The sequence below is a fragment of the Massilia horti genome (genome assembly GCF_004614195.1).
Lineage (GTDB): Bacteria > Pseudomonadota > Gammaproteobacteria > Burkholderiales > Burkholderiaceae_D > Telluria > Telluria horti.
The window spans coordinates 47,470-63,012 of the sequence record NZ_SPUM01000002.1; the positions used below are offsets into that span (position 1 = coordinate 47,470).

The following is a 15,543-nucleotide window of genomic DNA, read 5'->3' on the forward strand; positions in this document are numbered from 1 at the left end:
TCCTAGTCGGAAGTGGTTGTTAGAGGTATGCCCTTTTGATGGGTACTATATTCGCCCATCAGCCTTAGAACATGCTTAAGCTTTTGAACGTTGTGCGTGGGTCGTGCAGCTTGCAGGAGGCGTAGAGTGCCTTTGATGCGATGTGCGTACGCGGTCACCGTTGGCGGCTCACGGCGGCAGCGCCACGACGCCTCGTTCGCGAACCGCGTGCGCACAGGTGCGCACCCTACGACCAGCAGCAGACGTGAAAAGAGGCGCCTCGGCGCCTCCTTTTGCTGCTTCCTGTTTGGCGTTACGCAGCCTGGCGCTGCTCCAGCACCTGGACGTTGTCGGTGTTGCCGTTGGCGTCAGCGATCGCGATCTTGCGCGGCTTGAATTCTTCCGGAATCTCGCGAACCAGATCGATGGTCAGCATGCCGTTGTCGAGCGCAGCGCTCACGACCCTCACGTGGTCGGCCAGCTGGAAGCGCTGTTCGAAGTCGCGTGCGGCGATCCCGCGATGCAGGAAGGTGCGTTGGACCTCGTCCTTTTGCTTGCGGCCGGTGACGCGCAGGGTGTCGCGCTCGGACACGATGTCGACTTCGCTGCGGTTAAAGCCTGCCAGCGCCATCACGATCCGGTACTTGTCTTCAGCGACCAGTTCGATGTTGTACGGCGGGTAGCTCGGAACCGCTTCAGCGCGCTGCTCGAGCATGTTTACCAGGCGGTCAAAACCGATGGCGGAACGATACAGGGGAGTCAGATCAAAAGTACGCATTTTCAATATCCTTTCAAGTAAGCGATAAGTTGACGGACCTCATTGAGCATCCGTTGACGCCAATCTAATGGCACGTCAGCGCCTTTTCAAGGCATACAAAATACGAATTTTTTAAGCCTTTTCGAAATTTTGTTTCGACAACCCGGACGCGGCGTAGCGAGCGGCAGCCGCAAGTACGCGGATAGCACGTCCCCGGGCTCGGCGCCCGCTCAGCATGGGTCCCCGCACTCCCGCGGGGACGACGTGCCTTAGCGAGTGATTCACGTTACGAGTTATTCGCTTTGCAGGTAGCGCATGCTCCACGCTGCGATCACGCCGGCGACATAGGCGCCATCGTTCCTGTTGGTGAGCAGGTGGTCCATGTGGTCGAGCGACACAAAGCTTTTCGGATGCCTGGCAAGCTGGAAGATGCGCATCGCGTGGCTGACGTCGACCGCGCTGTCGATCGGCGAATGCATCACCAGCAGCGCGCGGTTCAGGTGGCGTATCTTGTCTTCCAACCCATGCTGCGTCAGGTCGTCCAGCAACTGGCTGCGCAGCGTGAATTCCCGCCCCGCGAGCATGACCTGCGCCTCGCCCTGCTCGGCAATCGTCCCGGCGCGTTCGCCGAGCATCTCCATCAGAAAACGTGGTTCGCTGGGCGAAGCGATCGTCGCCACCGCCTTGACCTCGGGTATCAACCCTGCCGCTGCCAGCGCCGCCGTGCCGCCCAGGCTGTGTCCGATGAGCAGCCGCGGCGCGGCATATACCTGGCGCAGGTGGCCGGCGGCAGCGACCAGCTCCTGCACGTTGGACGAAAAATTGGTGTCGGCGAAGTCGCCCTCGCTGGCGCCCAGGCCGGTGAAATCGAAGCGCAGCACGCCGATCCCGTGGCTGGCCAGCGTGGCTGAAATGCGGCGCGCGGCGATGACGTCCTTGCCGCAGGTGTAGCAATGCGCATACAACGCGTAGGCGCGAACTGGTCCGTCGGGCAGTTCCAGCCGGGCGGACAGCAGGTGGCCGGCGGCGGTCCGAAAATCGACCTTCTTAGTCGGCATGTATTCCCCTCTTTCTTGCAATCGGCCGCTACTGTGCACCGGATCGCGGCAAGCCGCAAGCCGCTAGCCGAACAGTCCATGCAAGAACCAGCGCGGCTCGGCGCCCTCGCCCGAGCCGACGATGCGCTCGCGGTACACCCAGTACAGCGCATGGTCCTCGCCCTCGGCAATGAAGTAGTCGCGCGTCTGCGTCTCGCTCCACCAGCCGGCCTCGATGCGCTCGGGATTGGAGGCCATCTTCAGGGGCGAGCCGTAGAACGGCCGGTGATTGCGCATCAGGAGCGCAATTGGCTTGGCCAGCAGCCAGGCCGGGCGCGGCAGGCTGTGCAGGTCCGGCGGCAGCTGCGCATCACGCGCGGCATCGCGGATTTTCTGCTGCACCGGCACCCAGACATTGGCCAGTTCCGGCCGGTAGTCGGCCTGCGGCGCGGCCTGCAGCACGTTGTCCTCCCCCAGCCGCGCGGCCAGCAGTTCGAGCATGCGCGTGCGGTCTTCCTCGGTGCCGCCGGGCTCGGGGAACAGCGTCTCGTTGGGTGGCGCCATCGGCTGCACCTGCTCGGCCTGCAGCCCCAGCCCGATCACCGGCGCGTCGAGCACCTGCTTGGCCAGGCGCTCCTTGAGCAGGCGCACCAGGTGCTCGTCGCGCCAAGTCGGCTCGGCCAATGCGATCTCGATCGGAGTCGGCGGGCGGGCAAGCTTGCCGCGCTCATGTTCGAGCAGCAGGGTGATGCGTTCGACCGCGAGCTGGTGCGCGCACAGCCAGCCGGTCAGCTGCAGCACCAGTCGATGCGCGGCGGCCAGCAGGTGTTCGGCATTTTCGATGCGGTCGAACAGTTCAAGCCGCGCATGGAAGGTGGTCGGCGCCTCGATCCATTCGAACATCTCGGGCGACAGGCCGTAGGCGGCGTCGAGCAGGTCGAGCAGCGCCCGCCCGCAGCGGCGCTGCAGGCCCGGGCGCGGCAGGCGCCGCATGTCGCCCAGGGTGAAGCAGCCGATGCCCTCGAACCAGCCGGCGAACGGCCGCGCCGGCGGCGCCAGTGCGACGTCCAGCCGGTCCAGGCGACGCTCCAGCGACGCCATCTTGAGCGCGCGCCCGGCGTTGCGGCGCGCCAGCAGCCAGGCGCCGCGCGCGGTCGGTGCGCAGCTCACGAATGCGGTAAAGCCAAGCGCGCGCAGGTTGGCGCGCACGCGCCGGCACAGTGCGTGGATGCCGCCGAACAGGCGCAGGCTGGCGCCGATGTCGATCAGGAGCGCCGCTTCCTCGGCCTGCGCCACCAGCGGCGTGTACTGCATGAGCGCCATCGCAACCTCGTTCAGCGCCTCGGCCTCGCGCGCCGCGGAGCGTTCGTGCAGGCGCGCCTCGGGCATGAGCATCAGCACGCCGCCGCGCCGCATCCCGGTCTGCACCCCGGCGGCGCGCGCCGCGCTGGACGCCACCAGCACGCGCTCCTGCTCAAGCACCACACTGCCGGCGTCAGCCGACCAGTTCGGGTTGAAGACTTCGAGCGGTAGCTGGGGCAGGCAGAGGCCGATCCACAAGCGCATGACGCTGCAACAACGAAAGGGTGAGTGGCAGGAACAGCGACGCGTCGCGTGCCGGCCCCCGGCGTTTGACGAAGCCGATGTCGATGCCGCCCGCCGCCGGCTTGAGGGACAGCCGCAGCGGCGCGGGCGAGGCGTCCTGCGCCGCGGCCAGCGGACGCAGCATGAAGAACAGGGTCTGGCCGCTTTGCGCCGCCAGGTGCAGCCGGCGCAGGCTTTCGCCGCGCGCGTGCTGGGTCCAGAACAGCAGTGCGCCGCAGCTGCCGCTCTTGAGCACCTGCTCGGCCGCCCACAGCGCGTCGGCGCCGCGGTTGCTGCGCACCCAGATCAGCTGCGACGGCGCCAGCCCCAGCGCGGCCAGCGCCAGCGCCTGCGGCGGGTGCGGTGGCTGCAGCAGCACGATGCGGCGCGACGCCACTGCCTCCAACGCCGGGCGCAGCAGCCGCATTTCGCCAATGCCGGGCTGCTGCAGCAGCAAGTCGACCAGGCAGCCGGTCGGCCAGCCGCCGCCCGGCAACTGGGCCGACAGCGCCGGCTGGCCGGTATCGATGCAGCGCGTATCGGCCTGCGCCAGTTGGGAAGCGCGCCAGAGCGATGGGTGCAAATCCTCCGGCGCGACGACGGATTCGGAACTGGACATGGTAGAAGGAAGCGGAAAAATAACTGTATGGATATACAGTACTCTCGGATTCTCGTTTTGGCAAGGACTGTCTTTTTGACGCGGGGACTTGACATTTGTTCTTGCCCAAAGACTCCGCTCTTCGACTTACAGCCGCCGACGCCCCTGCGCGCGCCATACGTTTGAACTGAGTTGGGACCCGCCGTGGCGTACCGTCAACGCCAACACTACGCTAACGTCCGCGTGCGCACGGGTGCGCACCCTACGGCGGTTGCACGGCAACGCGCCGCAACGCAGCTTAAAAAAATGAAATAATGACCCTTTTACATGCACCCTCTCTCTTGATGACCCCACTTCGCCCCGCCAGGTTCCGCCCCGCCCCTGAACACTTCCCGAGGGGCAGGCCATGACCACGCTCGATCTGGTCGGCGCCATCCTGTTCGCGCTCGCGCTGGTCCATACCTTCGCCGTCAAGGGTTTCAACGTGCTGGCGCGGCGCCATCCGCATCACGCGGGCCTGTTCCACCTGCTGGGCGAGGTCGAGGTCGTGTTCGGCTTCTGGGCCTTCGTGCTGGTGGTGGCGATGGCCCTGATCGGCGGCGCCCACACCGCAGTCGACTATGCCGAATCGCGCGAATATACCGAACCGCTGTTCGTGTTCGTGGTGATGGTGATCGCCGCCTCGCGCCCGGTGCTCGATGCGGTGCGCACCCTGCTGTTCGCGCTCGCGCGCAGCGTGCCGGTGCGTACCGAGGTGGCGCTGGCCTGGATGGGCCTGGCGCTGGTGCCGCTGGCCGGTTCGCTGATCACCGAACCGGCTGCGATGACGCTGGCCGCGCTCACGCTGGCGCCGCTGGTGTTCCGCCAGGGGATACCCGAGTGGCTCAAGTACGGCGCGCTGGGCGTGTTGTTCGTGAACGTGTCGGTCGGCGGCACCCTGACCTCGTACGCCGCCCCGCCGGTGCTGATGGTGGCCGGTAAATGGGACTGGGACAGCACATTCATGATCGAGCACTTCGGCTGGCGCGCGGCGGCCGCCACGCTGGTCAATGCCACCGTCATCACGCTGCTGCTGCGCCGGCACCTTGGCGCATCCACCGCGGCCGTATCGGACCGGCAGCCGGTGCCGCCGCTGGTATCGGCGATCCACTTCGCGTTCCTCGCCGCGGTGGTCCTGCTGGCGCACCACGCGGTGCTGTTCCTCGGCCTGTTCATGCTGTTCCTCGGCTTTACCACGGCTTACCCGCGCTACCAGGACCCGCTGATCCTGAAGGAGGGCCTGCTGGTCGGATTCTTCCTGGCCGGACTGGTGGTGCTGGGCGGAATGCAGCGATGGTGGCTGCAGCCGCTGGTGTCCTCGCTCGGGCCCACCGCCCTGTTCTTCGGCGCGCTGGGCCTGACGGCAATCACCGATAATGCAGCACTGACCTACCTCGGCTCGCTGATCGCCGGCCTGTCAAGCCAGGCGAAATACATGCTGGTGGCCGGCGCGGTCGCGGGCGGCGGCCTGACCGTGATCGCCAACGCGCCCAACCCGGCCGGCGTGTCGCTGCTGCGCCGGGGCTTTAACGACGAATCGATCGGTGCCGGGCAGTTGCTCCTCGGCGCGCTGGGGCCCACCGCTGTTGCGGCCGTGCTGTTCTTGCTGTGAAAGATCGTTCAACCGGAGGATGTATGGATGACGAAGTATTGGTAAGCAAGGCAGGCACGATCGAGCGCTGCATCCGGCGGGCGCGCGAGGAATACGAAAAGGAACCGGCCACGTTCGTCAGCGACGTCACCCGCCAGGACGCAGCAACGCTGAACGTGATCCGCGCCTGGGAAGCGGCGGTGGAAATGGGCGATTACGTGATCGGCCAGACCGGGCTTGGCATGCCGAAGGACGAGCGCGAGGTGATCACGATGCTGGCCGCGCATGGCTGGATCGATGCCGCGCTGGCCGAGGACCTGAAGCGCACCGGCGAATTCTGCCGCGCCGAATGGGATTACCAGGCGGCGCCGCTGCCGGCGCTGGTATCGATCATCAAGCGCGGGCTGCACGACTTCGAGGCCTACGCGCGCTCGCTGCTGGCGCGCGGCACCGGGCTCGATCGGGCCGGCGACGCCTGAGGCCCAGCGATGAGAGCGCGGCAGCGCCAGCCGGGCTTTACCTATGTGGCCCTGATGATCCTGGTGGCCACCATCGGTATCGCCGCCATGGCCGCGGTCCAGGTGCAAGAACTCGCGCGGCGGCGTGCCGCCGAGGCCGAGCTGCTCTACGTCGGCAAGCAGTACATCAAGGCCTTTCTCGAGTACGAGCTGTACACCCCGGAAGGAAATGGCAACCGGGCGCCTGCGCGCCTGGAAGACCTGTTGAAAGACCCGCGCCAGAGCGGCGTGCGCCGCTACCTGCGCCAGCTGTATGCCGACCCGGTCACGGGCAAGCCGGACTGGCAGCTGATCCGCGCACCGGGCGGTGGCATCATGGGTGTGCGCAGCGCCTCCTGCGCCACCACCATCAAGCACAGCTTCCCGGACGGCGACTTCGTGTTCCTCGACGGACGAAAACGCTATTGCGACTGGATCTTCGCCTACGTCATGGCGTGCGGCGCCAACTGCAGCGACGCCGAGCGGCCCGAGAAGGACTGAGCCGCCCTGCCCTCGGTCAGTGGAACTTGCAGCTGCGCGCGACGTTGCTGCTGTTGGTGTCCTTCACCGGCTCATAGCCTTTGGCGGTGCCGACGTAGCCGACGCACCGGCTCGAGCTGCTGTTGGACACGAAATCGGTCATGTCGGCCACGTCGTACTGTCCGGCCAACCCCGGCAGCTTGGCTGAATCGAAGCTGCTGTTCACGCCCAGCCCGGTGCCGACGTTGTACAGCGTGACGCCGTTGACCGTGGCGTAGCGGACGTACTGGCTGGAGCAGTTGCCGCACGAGCGATACAGCTTGCCGGCTTCCTCGGCGTAGAAGTCGCTGATCGAGATGCGTGTCTTGTTGCCGTTGTTCTGGAATATCTTGTCGTTCGCCTTGTAGGCCGCTCCGCCAACGACGGTCATGACCGAACCGGACGGAGCGGAACTTTCCATGGTGGCTGCGTCTTCGCCCACATCGCCCCAGTAGACATTCTCGATGCGGCAGTTGCCCTTGCAGTGCACGCCATCCGCGCCGCCGGCCAGCAGGTTGCGTCCGGTGCCCATGGAGGGGTCGCCAATGATCACGTTCTTCAGCGTCGCGCCCTCGTTCAGGATGAAGTGCGGATCCTGGCTTTCAGACTGGCTGCCGTCCATCTTGGTGCCGCTGCCGACCATGCACACCCATTTGCCGTACTTGGCCAGGCCATCCCAGGTGGTGCCTGCGGCCACGGTGGTGGACCCGGTGACCGTCACCTTGGTGCATGCGGGTACCGCGCGCTTGGCCGGTGCGGCGTGGACGTTGGCGGCCAGCGCCAGGCCAGCCAGTGCGAACAGGACGCTGCGTGCTTTTTTCAGATGCTTCATCATTTCCGCTCTCTCCTAAATCATGGTTATAGTCGCCGTCCACGCGGGACGGCTCGGGAAACCGGACTTCCGGGTCCGGGTGCTGCCACGGCCTTATTGGGCCAAATTGGTGCGCGCGCCCGCGGTGGCGATGACCTTGGCCTTGACATTGGCCGCCGCATCGGGCGTGTAGCTGTAGCCCACGGATCCGTAGGACTTGGTGGTGGCCCAGTTGGTGGCGTTGACATACGTGCCGCTGGCGGAAGTCCAGGTGATGCCGCTGCCGACGTAGTTGTTGCGCAGATCCCAGTAGCCGATGCTGGAACTGTCGCGCGAGGTGACCGGATTGGCTATGTTCTCGAAGTAGTTCGACTCGATCAGCGCGAGACCGCCCATGCGCACGTTGATGCCGGAGGTCTCGACGTTGCCGAAGTAGTTGTTGTAGATGTGCGCCTTGCCAAAACGCAGCAGGGGCAGGCGCGACTTGACGTTCTCGAAGCGGTTGTGGTGGTAGGTCGTCAGCGAGTTGCTGTTTGCGGTGTCGCTGTCGCTAAAGCCGTTCAACGCCACCTTCTGGTAGTTGTAGATGTAGTTGTAGGAGACGGTAATGTGGTGCGCCCCCTTCTTCATGTCGATGCCGCCGTCGAACGAGGCGTCGCCTGCGCCCGGACACATGGTCAGCGATGCGAAGATGGTGTTATGGTCGATCCAGATATTGCTTGGCTGGCCGGATGACATGCCTTCAATCGAAATCGCGTCGGCCGCATCGCCCCCGGGCAGCAGGCCGAAGGTCATGTTCTGCACGATGACGTTGTTCGCGTTGCCGGCGATATGGATGCCGAAGTTGGCGGTCGAATCGGACGAGCCTTTGATCGTGATGTCGCTTTTATTCTTGATTTGCACCGTCTGCGCTGGCTTCTGCCACTGCGCACACACGTCGGTAATGGTGGCGTAGTTGAACTTGCCGGTGTAAAGAAGAACCAGGCCGCCACTGGTGTAGGCATCGATCTTGGCCTGCATGTCGGCCATCGACGTCACCGTGACCGCGGTTTTGCTGCCTCCGCCGGTAGTTGCCGAACCATAGCCCACCGGGCCTGCGGCCGCCTCCATGGCAGCCACGCATAAAGTAAGGACGAGCGCGCCCCTCAGGATAATCCCGTTCATCGCTGTTTCTCCAAGGTTGAATGTCGTGAGTCCCGCCCCCACCACCATCACTGCCCGATCAAGGCAGCCAGCAAGGGACGAGAATGAACCGAACGGGCGCTGAAATGCGAATTTGGCCGACCGCAAAATCTGTATTTTTCAATAACGACCGTTGGTGAAAACCAGATTGCGCGCAAAAAAATTATCGGTCAATCAATGTGTTATATCGGAGCCGAGCAGTTCGATACCCAAACTCAATCCCGACGGGAGAAATGATCGCAAAAAGCCCAGACAACTCGTTGATTATTAAACGTTTCGCCAGCTGCAGCCGCAAGCTGGGCTGCTTGCGACCTGGCACATAAATTGGTAAACCAATCCGCTAAAAAACAACAATCGGTCCGACCAAAGTTAGAGACCTTAGTTGTGTCTGGTTAACCAAACTTACGTTGAACCCAATGCTGGTCAGACCAGAAACTACAGATACTGTAGTGCAATACCAGACCGCGCGGTGCCAGCCGCGCCGCTATGGAGGTCGAATACGCCCTTGCCATCCGCCGCCGGCACGACGATCCAGGTGGCGACGCTTTCGGTGACCGGATCGACGGGCAGGCTGCGCAGGTAACCACGCTCGACCAGTTCGTCGAGCGACTGCGGATAGCGGCCGTTATCGCCATAGAAGCTGTCGATGGCGCTGCGCGTGATGCGCAGGTTCTCCTTGAGGATGGTTTCCTTCGACTGGTCGATACTGTGAAAATAGCGCGGCACGGCCACGGTCATGAGCAGCGCCAGGATCGCCAGCACGACCAGGAGTTCGATCAACGTGAAGCCGCGCCTACCAGCGCCGGTATGGGATGCCATTCAAGCCCACCTGTTCGGATTTGGAGTGCACGTCGTAGACATCCTCGCCCGGCTTCGGGTCATCCGGGTCGCTCAGGTACGCGCGTAATGCCCAGGTCTGCGCATCGGGCAGCGCGGGGTCGCCGCAAAACGGGTCGCGCGGAATACTGCGCAGGAAGTAGACCATGCGGGGCTTGGCACTGCGCTGGTCCGGCACGCCCTTGACCAGCACTTCAAGACTGGCCGGATAACCGCTCCCATCCAACATGCCCAGGATGCGGCCTTCGCCGACGGCGCGCTTGTAATCGTCAAGCGCGGTGCGGATCTCGCGCAGGGCCAGGCGCAGCTCCTGTTCCTTCTGGCGCTGCACCGCGATCTGCGCCAGCGGCAGCGCAATGGACGACAGCAGCGCCACGATCGCCAGCGTGACCATCAGTTCGATCAGCGTAAAGCCGCGGCGCCGCATGTCAGCCACCGCTACGCTCGGGGGCGGGCAAGGCAGGCGCTGGCGGCGGCGCGGGCGCGACCAGGGGCGCAACGGGTGTTCCGTCATTGCCCCGCAGGCTGGCATCGGTCCCGGCATCGAACTCCACCTCGGTCCACGCGGTGCGCGGCTGGTTACGCACCACGCGCGGCGTGATCGACAACACGATCTCGGTCTTGGTACGTTCGCTGCTCTTCACGCCAAACAGGCGGTCCAGCAAAGGCAGTTCGCCCAGCCCGGGCACCGCGGTGGCGCTGCGCTTGTCGTTATCGCTGATCAGCCCTGCAAGCACCTGGTTCTCGCCATCGCGCAGGCGCAGCACCGTGTTGGCATTGCGCGCACCGATGCGGTAGCCGTACGGCTGGCCATTACCGTCCACCATGGTCCCGAGAATGCTGCTCACTTCCAGTCCGAGCTTGATGGAGATTTCGTCATCCAGGTAGACCACCGGCTCGGCTTCCAGCTTGATGCCGACGTCAAGATAGTTCACCGATTGCGAAGTCACCCCCGTGGAAGTCACGTTCGACGAGATGCTCGGCACCCGTTCGCCCACCCTGATCAGCGCCTTCTCGCGGCTCTTGATTCGGATGCGCGGGTTGGCCAGCACGCTGGCGCTGTCGCGGCCGGTTTGCGCGGAAAGCTTCATCGGGTCGAGCGCAACCTGCACGCCGCGCGAGTTCAGGCGCATCAGGTCATACAGCGTCACGGCGCTGGTGAGCACGCCGCCATCCGGCCCGGTGCGCGTGGCAGCCAGCGGCGTGAGGCTGGCGCTGCCCGGCCATTTGACGCCCAGCGCCTCCAGGTCGCTGCGCTGCACCTCCAGGATTTCCACCTCCAGCATGACTTCGGGTTCGGCCACGTCATGCAAGGCCACGAGCCTTGCGGCCATCTGCAGCGTCTCGGGGGTGTCGCGCACCACCAGCATGTTGAGCTTTTCGTCGACCACCACATCGCGCGTCTTGAGCAAGGTCTTCAAACTGGCCGCCACCGCTTTGGCTTCGGCATTGACGATCCGGAAGCTGCGGATGCTGCGCCGCTGGTGTTCGCGCTGCTTGGCCGGATCGCGGGGATAGACCAGGATCGTGCGCTCGTCGGTCACGCTGTGGTCAAGCTGGGCCGACGCCAGCACCTGGCGCAAGGCCTGCTCGACCGTCATATCGACCAAATTGACGGTGACGCGGGTTTCGCTTGGCACGTCCTTGTCGAACGTGAAGCTGATGCTTGACGCCTGGGACAGCGCGGCGAACACGGCACGCAGCGGCGCGTCGCGGAACTGCAGGTCCATGCGCTTGCCCAAGCCCTTGGCGAGCGCGCCCTGCGCAAGCGCCTCACGCTCGCCCAGCGACTGCAGCATGGCGGCCGCCTTCTGGTTATTCGGGAATTGCGCGAGCAGGGCCTGCAGCGCGCTGCGCGCCTCCTCGCGCTTGCCCGCGGCAAGCAAGGCCGACGCGGCGCCCAGCAATTCGCCCTGCCGCTGGGCCGAGCCGAGCATGCGCATGCCCACCATGGCCTGGTCCACTTCGCCCAGCGCGGCGGCGCGGCGGTAGCCGTCCTGGGCTTCTTCCCACGCCTCATTGCGCACCGCCTGCCCAGCCCTGGCGAGCCACTGGCTGGCCAACTGGCGCCGCGTGTTCGCAAGCAGCATGCGCGCTTCGATGTTGTCCGGCGCTGCGGCCAGCAGTTGTTCCAGGCGCGCTGCACCCTGCTCCAACTGGCCGGATTCGAGCAGCGCGCGGATATCGGGCGGCGTGCCATGGGGGGCGCTGGCACAGCCGCCCACGCAGGCGATCAGCGATGCAAGCACCAGTCTTGCTGCAATTTGGCTCATGGATGATCCTCGAAACCGATCCGGAGCGCGGCGCCGGATACGTTGTCCTTGATGTCGACCGCATCGTCGGTCAGCGCCAGCACGCGGTAGCGCTGTTCCAGCACTGCCCCGGCGCGCACTTTGAGCACGTCGCCATTACGCAGCAGGTAGGCCTCGCGCACGCCATCTTCGCGCTTGAAGCCCAGCAGCGTGAACGGCCTTGCCGGTTTTACAGGCGGCTCGAGCGCTTCCTCCGGCGCGCTTGCTTCGGCATTCAGAGCAAACAGGTCGGGCACAAGAGCGTCGTCCGGCTCCGTGTCCGCGAACAGCGCCTGCGCGGGCGCCACGGCTGCGGTCCGCTGCACGCGTGCCGGCCCTTCGCTGATCTCGGGTACCGCCACCTGGGCCGGCCGGTCGAAGACCGCCAGAGCCGCGATCGCCAGCAGTAGCGCCAGCAGCATTTTCAGGCGCATCGTCATCACGGCGTTCCCTTAGCCTCGTACCAGATGGAGAACAGCATGCGCGCCTCCACCGCCCCTCCCGACTGATTGCGCTGCAGGCTGATCTCGTCGAGCGACAGGCCGGCAATCGCCTGGGCGGAACGAACGAAGCGGCGCACCTGCGGATAACTGCCCGTGGCCGGCACCTGGATCTGCCAGCGCCCGACCGGGCCGCTGTCCTGGCGCCGGTAGTCGGCCTGCGCGATCGTCAGCCCATGCTGCTGCGCCAGCGCGAACAATTGGCGCACGCTCGCATCCGCCTGGTCCGGCTGCGGCAAGCGCGGCAACCGCAGCGCCGGCGCCTGCTCGGGCGGTGTGGCCTGCACGCGCTGGCGCCGCAAGGATTCCTGCGCCTTGAGCATTGATGCTTCCTGTTCCGGCAGCCAGACCAACCACGCGGCCACTGCAAGCAGCAGCAACACCAATCCGGGCAGCAGCCACACGCCGTGGCGCACCGCGAGCACTTCCAGTTGCCAGCGCCACGCTTTCACGGCCGGCTCCTCTCTGCGCTGTCGGGCAGGCGAAAAGGCGCGGCCAGTACCGCCTCGTAGCTGAAGTTCACGCCCCCGCCCTGAGGCGGCAGCTCGTGGCGCAGCAGCGCGACCCGGACGAACACCGGGCTTGCCCGCAGCGCGGCCAGATAATCCTGGATCTGGTCAATGCCGCCTGCGTGGGCCTGGACCTTGACCACCCCGCTTGCGAGGTCGGGCTGGAAGGCTTCGAGGCGTACCGTGGGCACTGCTTCGAAAGCGCGGAAGATGGCTTCCCACGGCAGCGCGCGCTGTTGAAAGGCCTGGCGCAGCGCACGCTCATATTCGCTGCTGGCGCCCGCGCGGCTGCGCTCCTGGGCGGCGCGCGCCTGCTGGTGGGCGGCCAGCCTGGCCAGCTCGCTTTCCAGTTCTATGCGCTCGTGCCGGATTACCCGCCCCTGCTGCCACGCGAGCGCCAGCATGGCCAGCGCCGCCAGCGCCATCAGCACAAACAGGCGCGTGCCCGGCATGCGCAGGTCCCAGCGCCACGGGCTGTGGCGCTGCGCAAAATCGATCAGCATCGGCTTCACGCTCGCTCCTCCAGCCCAGCCCAGCCGGCCGGCGCGGCTGGCCCGCTCCAGAACAGGGCCTGCGGCGGCTGTGCGCCAAGCCGCGCCAGTTCCAGGGCCAGCAGCGCATCGGGATCGGCGCCGCGCTGCTGGCGCACCACGCGCATCAGGCCGTCGCGCCAGTACAGCAGATTGGCCAGGCCGTCGGCGTTGCCGCACAAGGCGCCAGTGAGCGGCAGCCGCGGGCAGTAGCGGTTCCATCGATCGAGCAGCTCGGGCAGCAGGCGCGCCAGCCGGAATGCGGCAAATGAGCGCACCACGCCGCGCGGAATGGCGCAGGCCAGCATCGGCGCGCCGGCTTGCCAGTCGGCCTGCAGCAACCAGTCATCCGCCGGCTGGCCGTACAGCGCTTCGAACCGCGCCGCGAGCAGCAGGCGGCAGTCGCGCAAGCTGGCCAGGCCATCGGGTGGCACCAGCAGGAAGTACCTGGCCCAGCAATCGGCCAGCGTCACCGACAGCCGCGCGTTGGCAGGTACGCAGCCGGGCAGTTCTGCGGCCAGCAGCTCCCATTCGCCTGCCTGGCATGCGAGGCCAATGCGCTCCCCGCCGCGCAGCAGGCTGATGCCGCGCGCGCTGACATGCAGCTCGCAATGGTCAGCCAGCCAGCGTGACACGTCCCACCTCCTCGAGCGTGGTTTGGCCGCCGGCCACCAGCGCCAGCGCATCCTCGAACAGGCTGCGCATGCCGTTGGCGCGCGCGGCCTCCTTGATCTGCCGGGGCGGCCGGCGTTCGATCACCAGTTCGGCCAGCGCGTCGTCCAGAATCAGGATCTCGGCCACCGCGCGCCGGCCCTTGAATCCGGTGCCGCGACACTCGGCGCAGCCGCTGCCCTGACGAAAATCAAAGCCCGCCGCAGCGGCGCGCGCGAGGGCGGCGTTCGCCAGCTCCTCGTCGTCCGGCTGATACGGGTGGCTGCAATGCGGGCAGTTCAGCCGCACGAGGCGCTGGGCCACCACGCCGTTCAGCGCCGAGACGAACGAATACGGATCGATGCCCATGTGCGCAAAGCGGCCGAATACATCGAACACGTTGTTGGCATGGACCGTGGACAGGACCAGGTGGCCGGTCAAGGCCGACTGCACGGCGATCTCGCCGGTTTCGCGGTCCCGGATTTCGCCGACCATGACGATGTCGGGATCGTGGCGCAGGATCGATCGCAGCCCGCGCGCGAAGGTCAGCCCTTTCTTGTCGTTGACAGGAATCTGCAAAATGCCCGGCAACTGGTACTCGACCGGGTCCTCGATGGTGATGATCTTGTCGCGCCCGCTGTTGATCTCGGTGAGCGCGCCGTACAGCGTGGTCGTCTTGCCCGATCCGGTCGGCCCGGTCACCAGCACCATGCCGTACGGCTTGGCCACCAGCCGCCGGATGGTGGCGAGATGGTCGGTGGCGAAGCCCGACGCATCGAGCGTCAGCCCACCTTGGGGGCGCACCATCGGCTGCTTGTCGAGGATACGGATCACCGCATCCTCGCCGTGCACGCTCGGCATGATCGACACCCGCAGGTCGATCTCGCGGCCCTGGTACTCGACCTGGAAGCTGCCGTCCTGCGGCACGCGGCGCTCGGCGATATCCAGTTCGGCCAGCACCTTGATGCGCGAAATGGCCTGTTCCGCCAGCGCCGTTCCCGCAACCTGCGCCGCCGGCCCAAGCACGCCGTCGATGCGGTATTTGGTCAGCATGCCGGCCGGGGTGCTTTCGAAGTGGATGTCCGACACCCCTAGCTTCAAGGCGTCGTACATCGTCGAGTTGACCAGCCTGACAGCGGGACTGGCGCCTTCGGCAAGCGCCGCATAGCTCAGGCTTTCCAGCGTCCGGGCGGCGCCCTCTTGCCGTTCGCCGTCTGCGAACAGGGTGTCGAGCGAGCGCACCGTTTCCTCCTGCTTGGCCAGGTAGGCGTGCAGGTCGTCCGGCAGCGCGAGATGCCAGTGGACGGGCGAGCCGGCCTGGGTCTCGGCCCAGACCTGCAGGTCCTGCGCGTACGGGTCGGTAAACACGCCTACCAGAGCGGTGGCACCCTGCAGCATCACGCACTGGCGCTGCTGGGCCCGCGCCAGCGGCAAGCACGCAAAATCGGGCGGCAGCGCAAGCATGCCGGCCAGGTCGATCGGCGGCAGCCTGAACGCGCGGGCAGCGTAGGCCAGCCGTTCAGCCGGCCCCAGCCCGGTCACCGCGCCCAGCGCGCTGAAAAAGTCCTGGCCGCTGTCGCGCGCCTTGTGCTGCGCGGTGTGCAGGGCTTCCATCGTGTTGGTCGACATGA

At 66.0% G+C, this 15,543-nt stretch carries 17 protein-coding genes; 3 read left to right on the plus strand and 14 right to left on the minus strand.

All coding sequences use genetic code 11. The features are described from left to right. Window positions 1-292: 292 nt before the first annotated feature. The 4 genes from E4O92_RS00270 to imuA form a co-directional block, all read right to left on the minus strand. A complete protein-coding gene (locus E4O92_RS00270) occupies window positions 293-757 on the minus strand; it encodes an Hsp20 family protein (RefSeq protein ID WP_135187739.1) in 465 nt (154 codons plus the stop codon). A 272-nt stretch (window positions 758-1,029) separates the two neighbouring features. Continuing rightward, entirely contained in the window at window positions 1,030-1,794 is a 765-nt protein-coding gene (locus E4O92_RS00275) for an alpha/beta hydrolase family protein (RefSeq protein ID WP_135187740.1), read from the minus strand. Window positions 1,795-1,857: 63 nt separating this feature from the next. Next, window positions 1,858-3,339 (minus strand): Y-family DNA polymerase, encoded by a 1,482-nt coding sequence (locus E4O92_RS00280; protein ID WP_135187741.1) that lies wholly within the window; start codon window positions 3,337-3,339, stop codon window positions 1,858-1,860. Continuing rightward, on the minus strand, window positions 3,269-3,976 hold the full coding sequence (gene imuA, locus E4O92_RS00285) for a translesion DNA synthesis-associated protein ImuA (protein WP_135187742.1): 708 nt from the start codon (window positions 3,974-3,976) through the stop codon (window positions 3,269-3,271). Before imuA ends, E4O92_RS00280 begins: the two co-directional genes overlap by 71 nt. A gap of 385 nt (window positions 3,977-4,361) precedes the next feature. Between imuA and E4O92_RS00290 the strand changes: the two genes are divergently transcribed. From E4O92_RS00290 to E4O92_RS00300, 3 genes are read left to right on the plus strand one after another with little or no spacing between them, the layout of a single operon-like run. Beyond that, entirely contained in the window at window positions 4,362-5,606 is a 1,245-nt protein-coding gene (locus tag E4O92_RS00290) for a putative Na+/H+ antiporter (RefSeq protein WP_135187743.1), read from the plus strand. Between the two features lie 23 nt (window positions 5,607-5,629). Next, entirely contained in the window at window positions 5,630-6,064 is a 435-nt protein-coding gene (gene hepT / locus E4O92_RS00295; RefSeq protein WP_135187744.1) for a type VII toxin-antitoxin system HepT family RNase toxin, read from the plus strand. 9 nt (window positions 6,065-6,073) lie between these two features. After that, a complete protein-coding gene (locus tag E4O92_RS00300; protein ID WP_135187745.1) occupies window positions 6,074-6,583 on the plus strand; it encodes a type II secretion system protein in 510 nt (169 codons plus the stop codon). A gap of 16 nt (window positions 6,584-6,599) precedes the next feature. Here E4O92_RS00300 and E4O92_RS00305 read toward each other — a convergent pair whose 3' ends face one another. The 10 genes from E4O92_RS00305 to E4O92_RS00350 form a co-directional block, all read right to left on the minus strand. After that, the gene (locus tag E4O92_RS00305) at window positions 6,600-7,436 is read right to left on the minus strand and encodes a pectate lyase (protein ID WP_135187746.1); all 837 of its coding nucleotides are present in this window, start codon (window positions 7,434-7,436) and stop codon (window positions 6,600-6,602) included. Window positions 7,437-7,526: 90 nt separating this feature from the next. Further along, window positions 7,527-8,576 carry a pectate lyase family protein gene (locus E4O92_RS00310; RefSeq protein ID WP_135187747.1) on the minus strand — a complete coding sequence of 350 codons (1,050 nt, stop codon included), beginning with the start codon at window positions 8,574-8,576 and terminating at the stop codon, window positions 7,527-7,529. A 453-nt stretch (window positions 8,577-9,029) separates the two neighbouring features. Continuing rightward, complete coding sequence (locus E4O92_RS00315; protein WP_135187748.1) at window positions 9,030-9,413, minus strand: type II secretion system protein; 384 nt, start codon at window positions 9,411-9,413, stop codon at window positions 9,030-9,032. Continuing rightward, window positions 9,388-9,858: a type II secretion system protein gene (locus E4O92_RS00320; protein WP_135187789.1), complete on the minus strand. Its 471-nt coding sequence runs from the start codon at window positions 9,856-9,858 to the stop codon at window positions 9,388-9,390. The genes E4O92_RS00315 and E4O92_RS00320 overlap by 26 nt, the downstream gene beginning before the upstream one ends. Window position 9,859: 1 nt before the next feature. Then, window positions 9,860-11,704 (minus strand): secretin GspD/PilQ domain-containing protein, encoded by a 1,845-nt coding sequence (locus E4O92_RS00325; protein WP_135187749.1) that lies wholly within the window; start codon window positions 11,702-11,704, stop codon window positions 9,860-9,862. Then, complete coding sequence (locus E4O92_RS00330; protein WP_135187750.1) at window positions 11,701-12,162, minus strand: hypothetical protein; 462 nt, start codon at window positions 12,160-12,162, stop codon at window positions 11,701-11,703. Before E4O92_RS00330 ends, E4O92_RS00325 begins: the two co-directional genes overlap by 4 nt. Then, window positions 12,162-12,674: a type II secretion system protein GspM gene (locus E4O92_RS00335; RefSeq protein ID WP_135187751.1), complete on the minus strand. Its 513-nt coding sequence runs from the start codon at window positions 12,672-12,674 to the stop codon at window positions 12,162-12,164. Before E4O92_RS00335 ends, E4O92_RS00330 begins: the two co-directional genes overlap by 1 nt. Continuing rightward, complete coding sequence (locus E4O92_RS00340; RefSeq protein ID WP_135187752.1) at window positions 12,671-13,243, minus strand: hypothetical protein; 573 nt, start codon at window positions 13,241-13,243, stop codon at window positions 12,671-12,673. Before E4O92_RS00340 ends, E4O92_RS00335 begins: the two co-directional genes overlap by 4 nt. Continuing rightward, entirely contained in the window at window positions 13,240-13,896 is a 657-nt protein-coding gene (locus E4O92_RS00345) for a hypothetical protein (protein WP_135187753.1), read from the minus strand. Before E4O92_RS00345 ends, E4O92_RS00340 begins: the two co-directional genes overlap by 4 nt. Beyond that, the gene (locus tag E4O92_RS00350; protein ID WP_135187754.1) at window positions 13,877-15,541 is read right to left on the minus strand and encodes a GspE/PulE family protein; all 1,665 of its coding nucleotides are present in this window, start codon (window positions 15,539-15,541) and stop codon (window positions 13,877-13,879) included. Before E4O92_RS00350 ends, E4O92_RS00345 begins: the two co-directional genes overlap by 20 nt. Between the last annotated feature and the right edge of the window lie 2 nt (window positions 15,542-15,543).

Bases quoted from the DNA above. Each gene is read 5' to 3' on its own strand.
- E4O92_RS00280 (WP_135187741.1), bottom strand. From the start codon at position 3,339: ATGCGCTTGTGGATCGGCCTCTGCCTGCCCCAGCTACCGCTCGAAGTC.
- E4O92_RS00315 (WP_135187748.1), bottom strand. From the start codon at position 9,413: ATGGCATCCCATACCGGCGCTGGTAGGCGCGGCTTCACGTTGATCGAA.
- E4O92_RS00300 (WP_135187745.1), top strand. From the start codon at position 6,074: ATGAGAGCGCGGCAGCGCCAGCCGGGCTTTACCTATGTGGCCCTGATG.
- imuA (WP_135187742.1), bottom strand. From the start codon at position 3,976: ATGTCCAGTTCCGAATCCGTCGTCGCGCCGGAGGATTTGCACCCATCG.
- E4O92_RS00270 (WP_135187739.1), bottom strand. From the start codon at position 757: ATGCGTACTTTTGATCTGACTCCCCTGTATCGTTCCGCCATCGGTTTT.
- E4O92_RS00275 (WP_135187740.1), bottom strand. From the start codon at position 1,794: ATGCCGACTAAGAAGGTCGATTTTCGGACCGCCGCCGGCCACCTGCTG.
- E4O92_RS00350 (WP_135187754.1), bottom strand. From the start codon at position 15,541: ATGTCGACCAACACGATGGAAGCCCTGCACACCGCGCAGCACAAGGCG.
- E4O92_RS00330 (WP_135187750.1), bottom strand. From the start codon at position 12,162: ATGACGATGCGCCTGAAAATGCTGCTGGCGCTACTGCTGGCGATCGCG.
- E4O92_RS00325 (WP_135187749.1), bottom strand. From the start codon at position 11,704: ATGAGCCAAATTGCAGCAAGACTGGTGCTTGCATCGCTGATCGCCTGC.
- hepT (WP_135187744.1), top strand. From the start codon at position 5,630: ATGGATGACGAAGTATTGGTAAGCAAGGCAGGCACGATCGAGCGCTGC.
- E4O92_RS00320 (WP_135187789.1), bottom strand. From the start codon at position 9,858: ATGCGGCGCCGCGGCTTTACGCTGATCGAACTGATGGTCACGCTGGCG.
- E4O92_RS00290 (WP_135187743.1), top strand. From the start codon at position 4,362: ATGACCACGCTCGATCTGGTCGGCGCCATCCTGTTCGCGCTCGCGCTG.
- E4O92_RS00310 (WP_135187747.1), bottom strand. From the start codon at position 8,576: ATGAACGGGATTATCCTGAGGGGCGCGCTCGTCCTTACTTTATGCGTG.
- E4O92_RS00305 (WP_135187746.1), bottom strand. From the start codon at position 7,436: ATGATGAAGCATCTGAAAAAAGCACGCAGCGTCCTGTTCGCACTGGCT.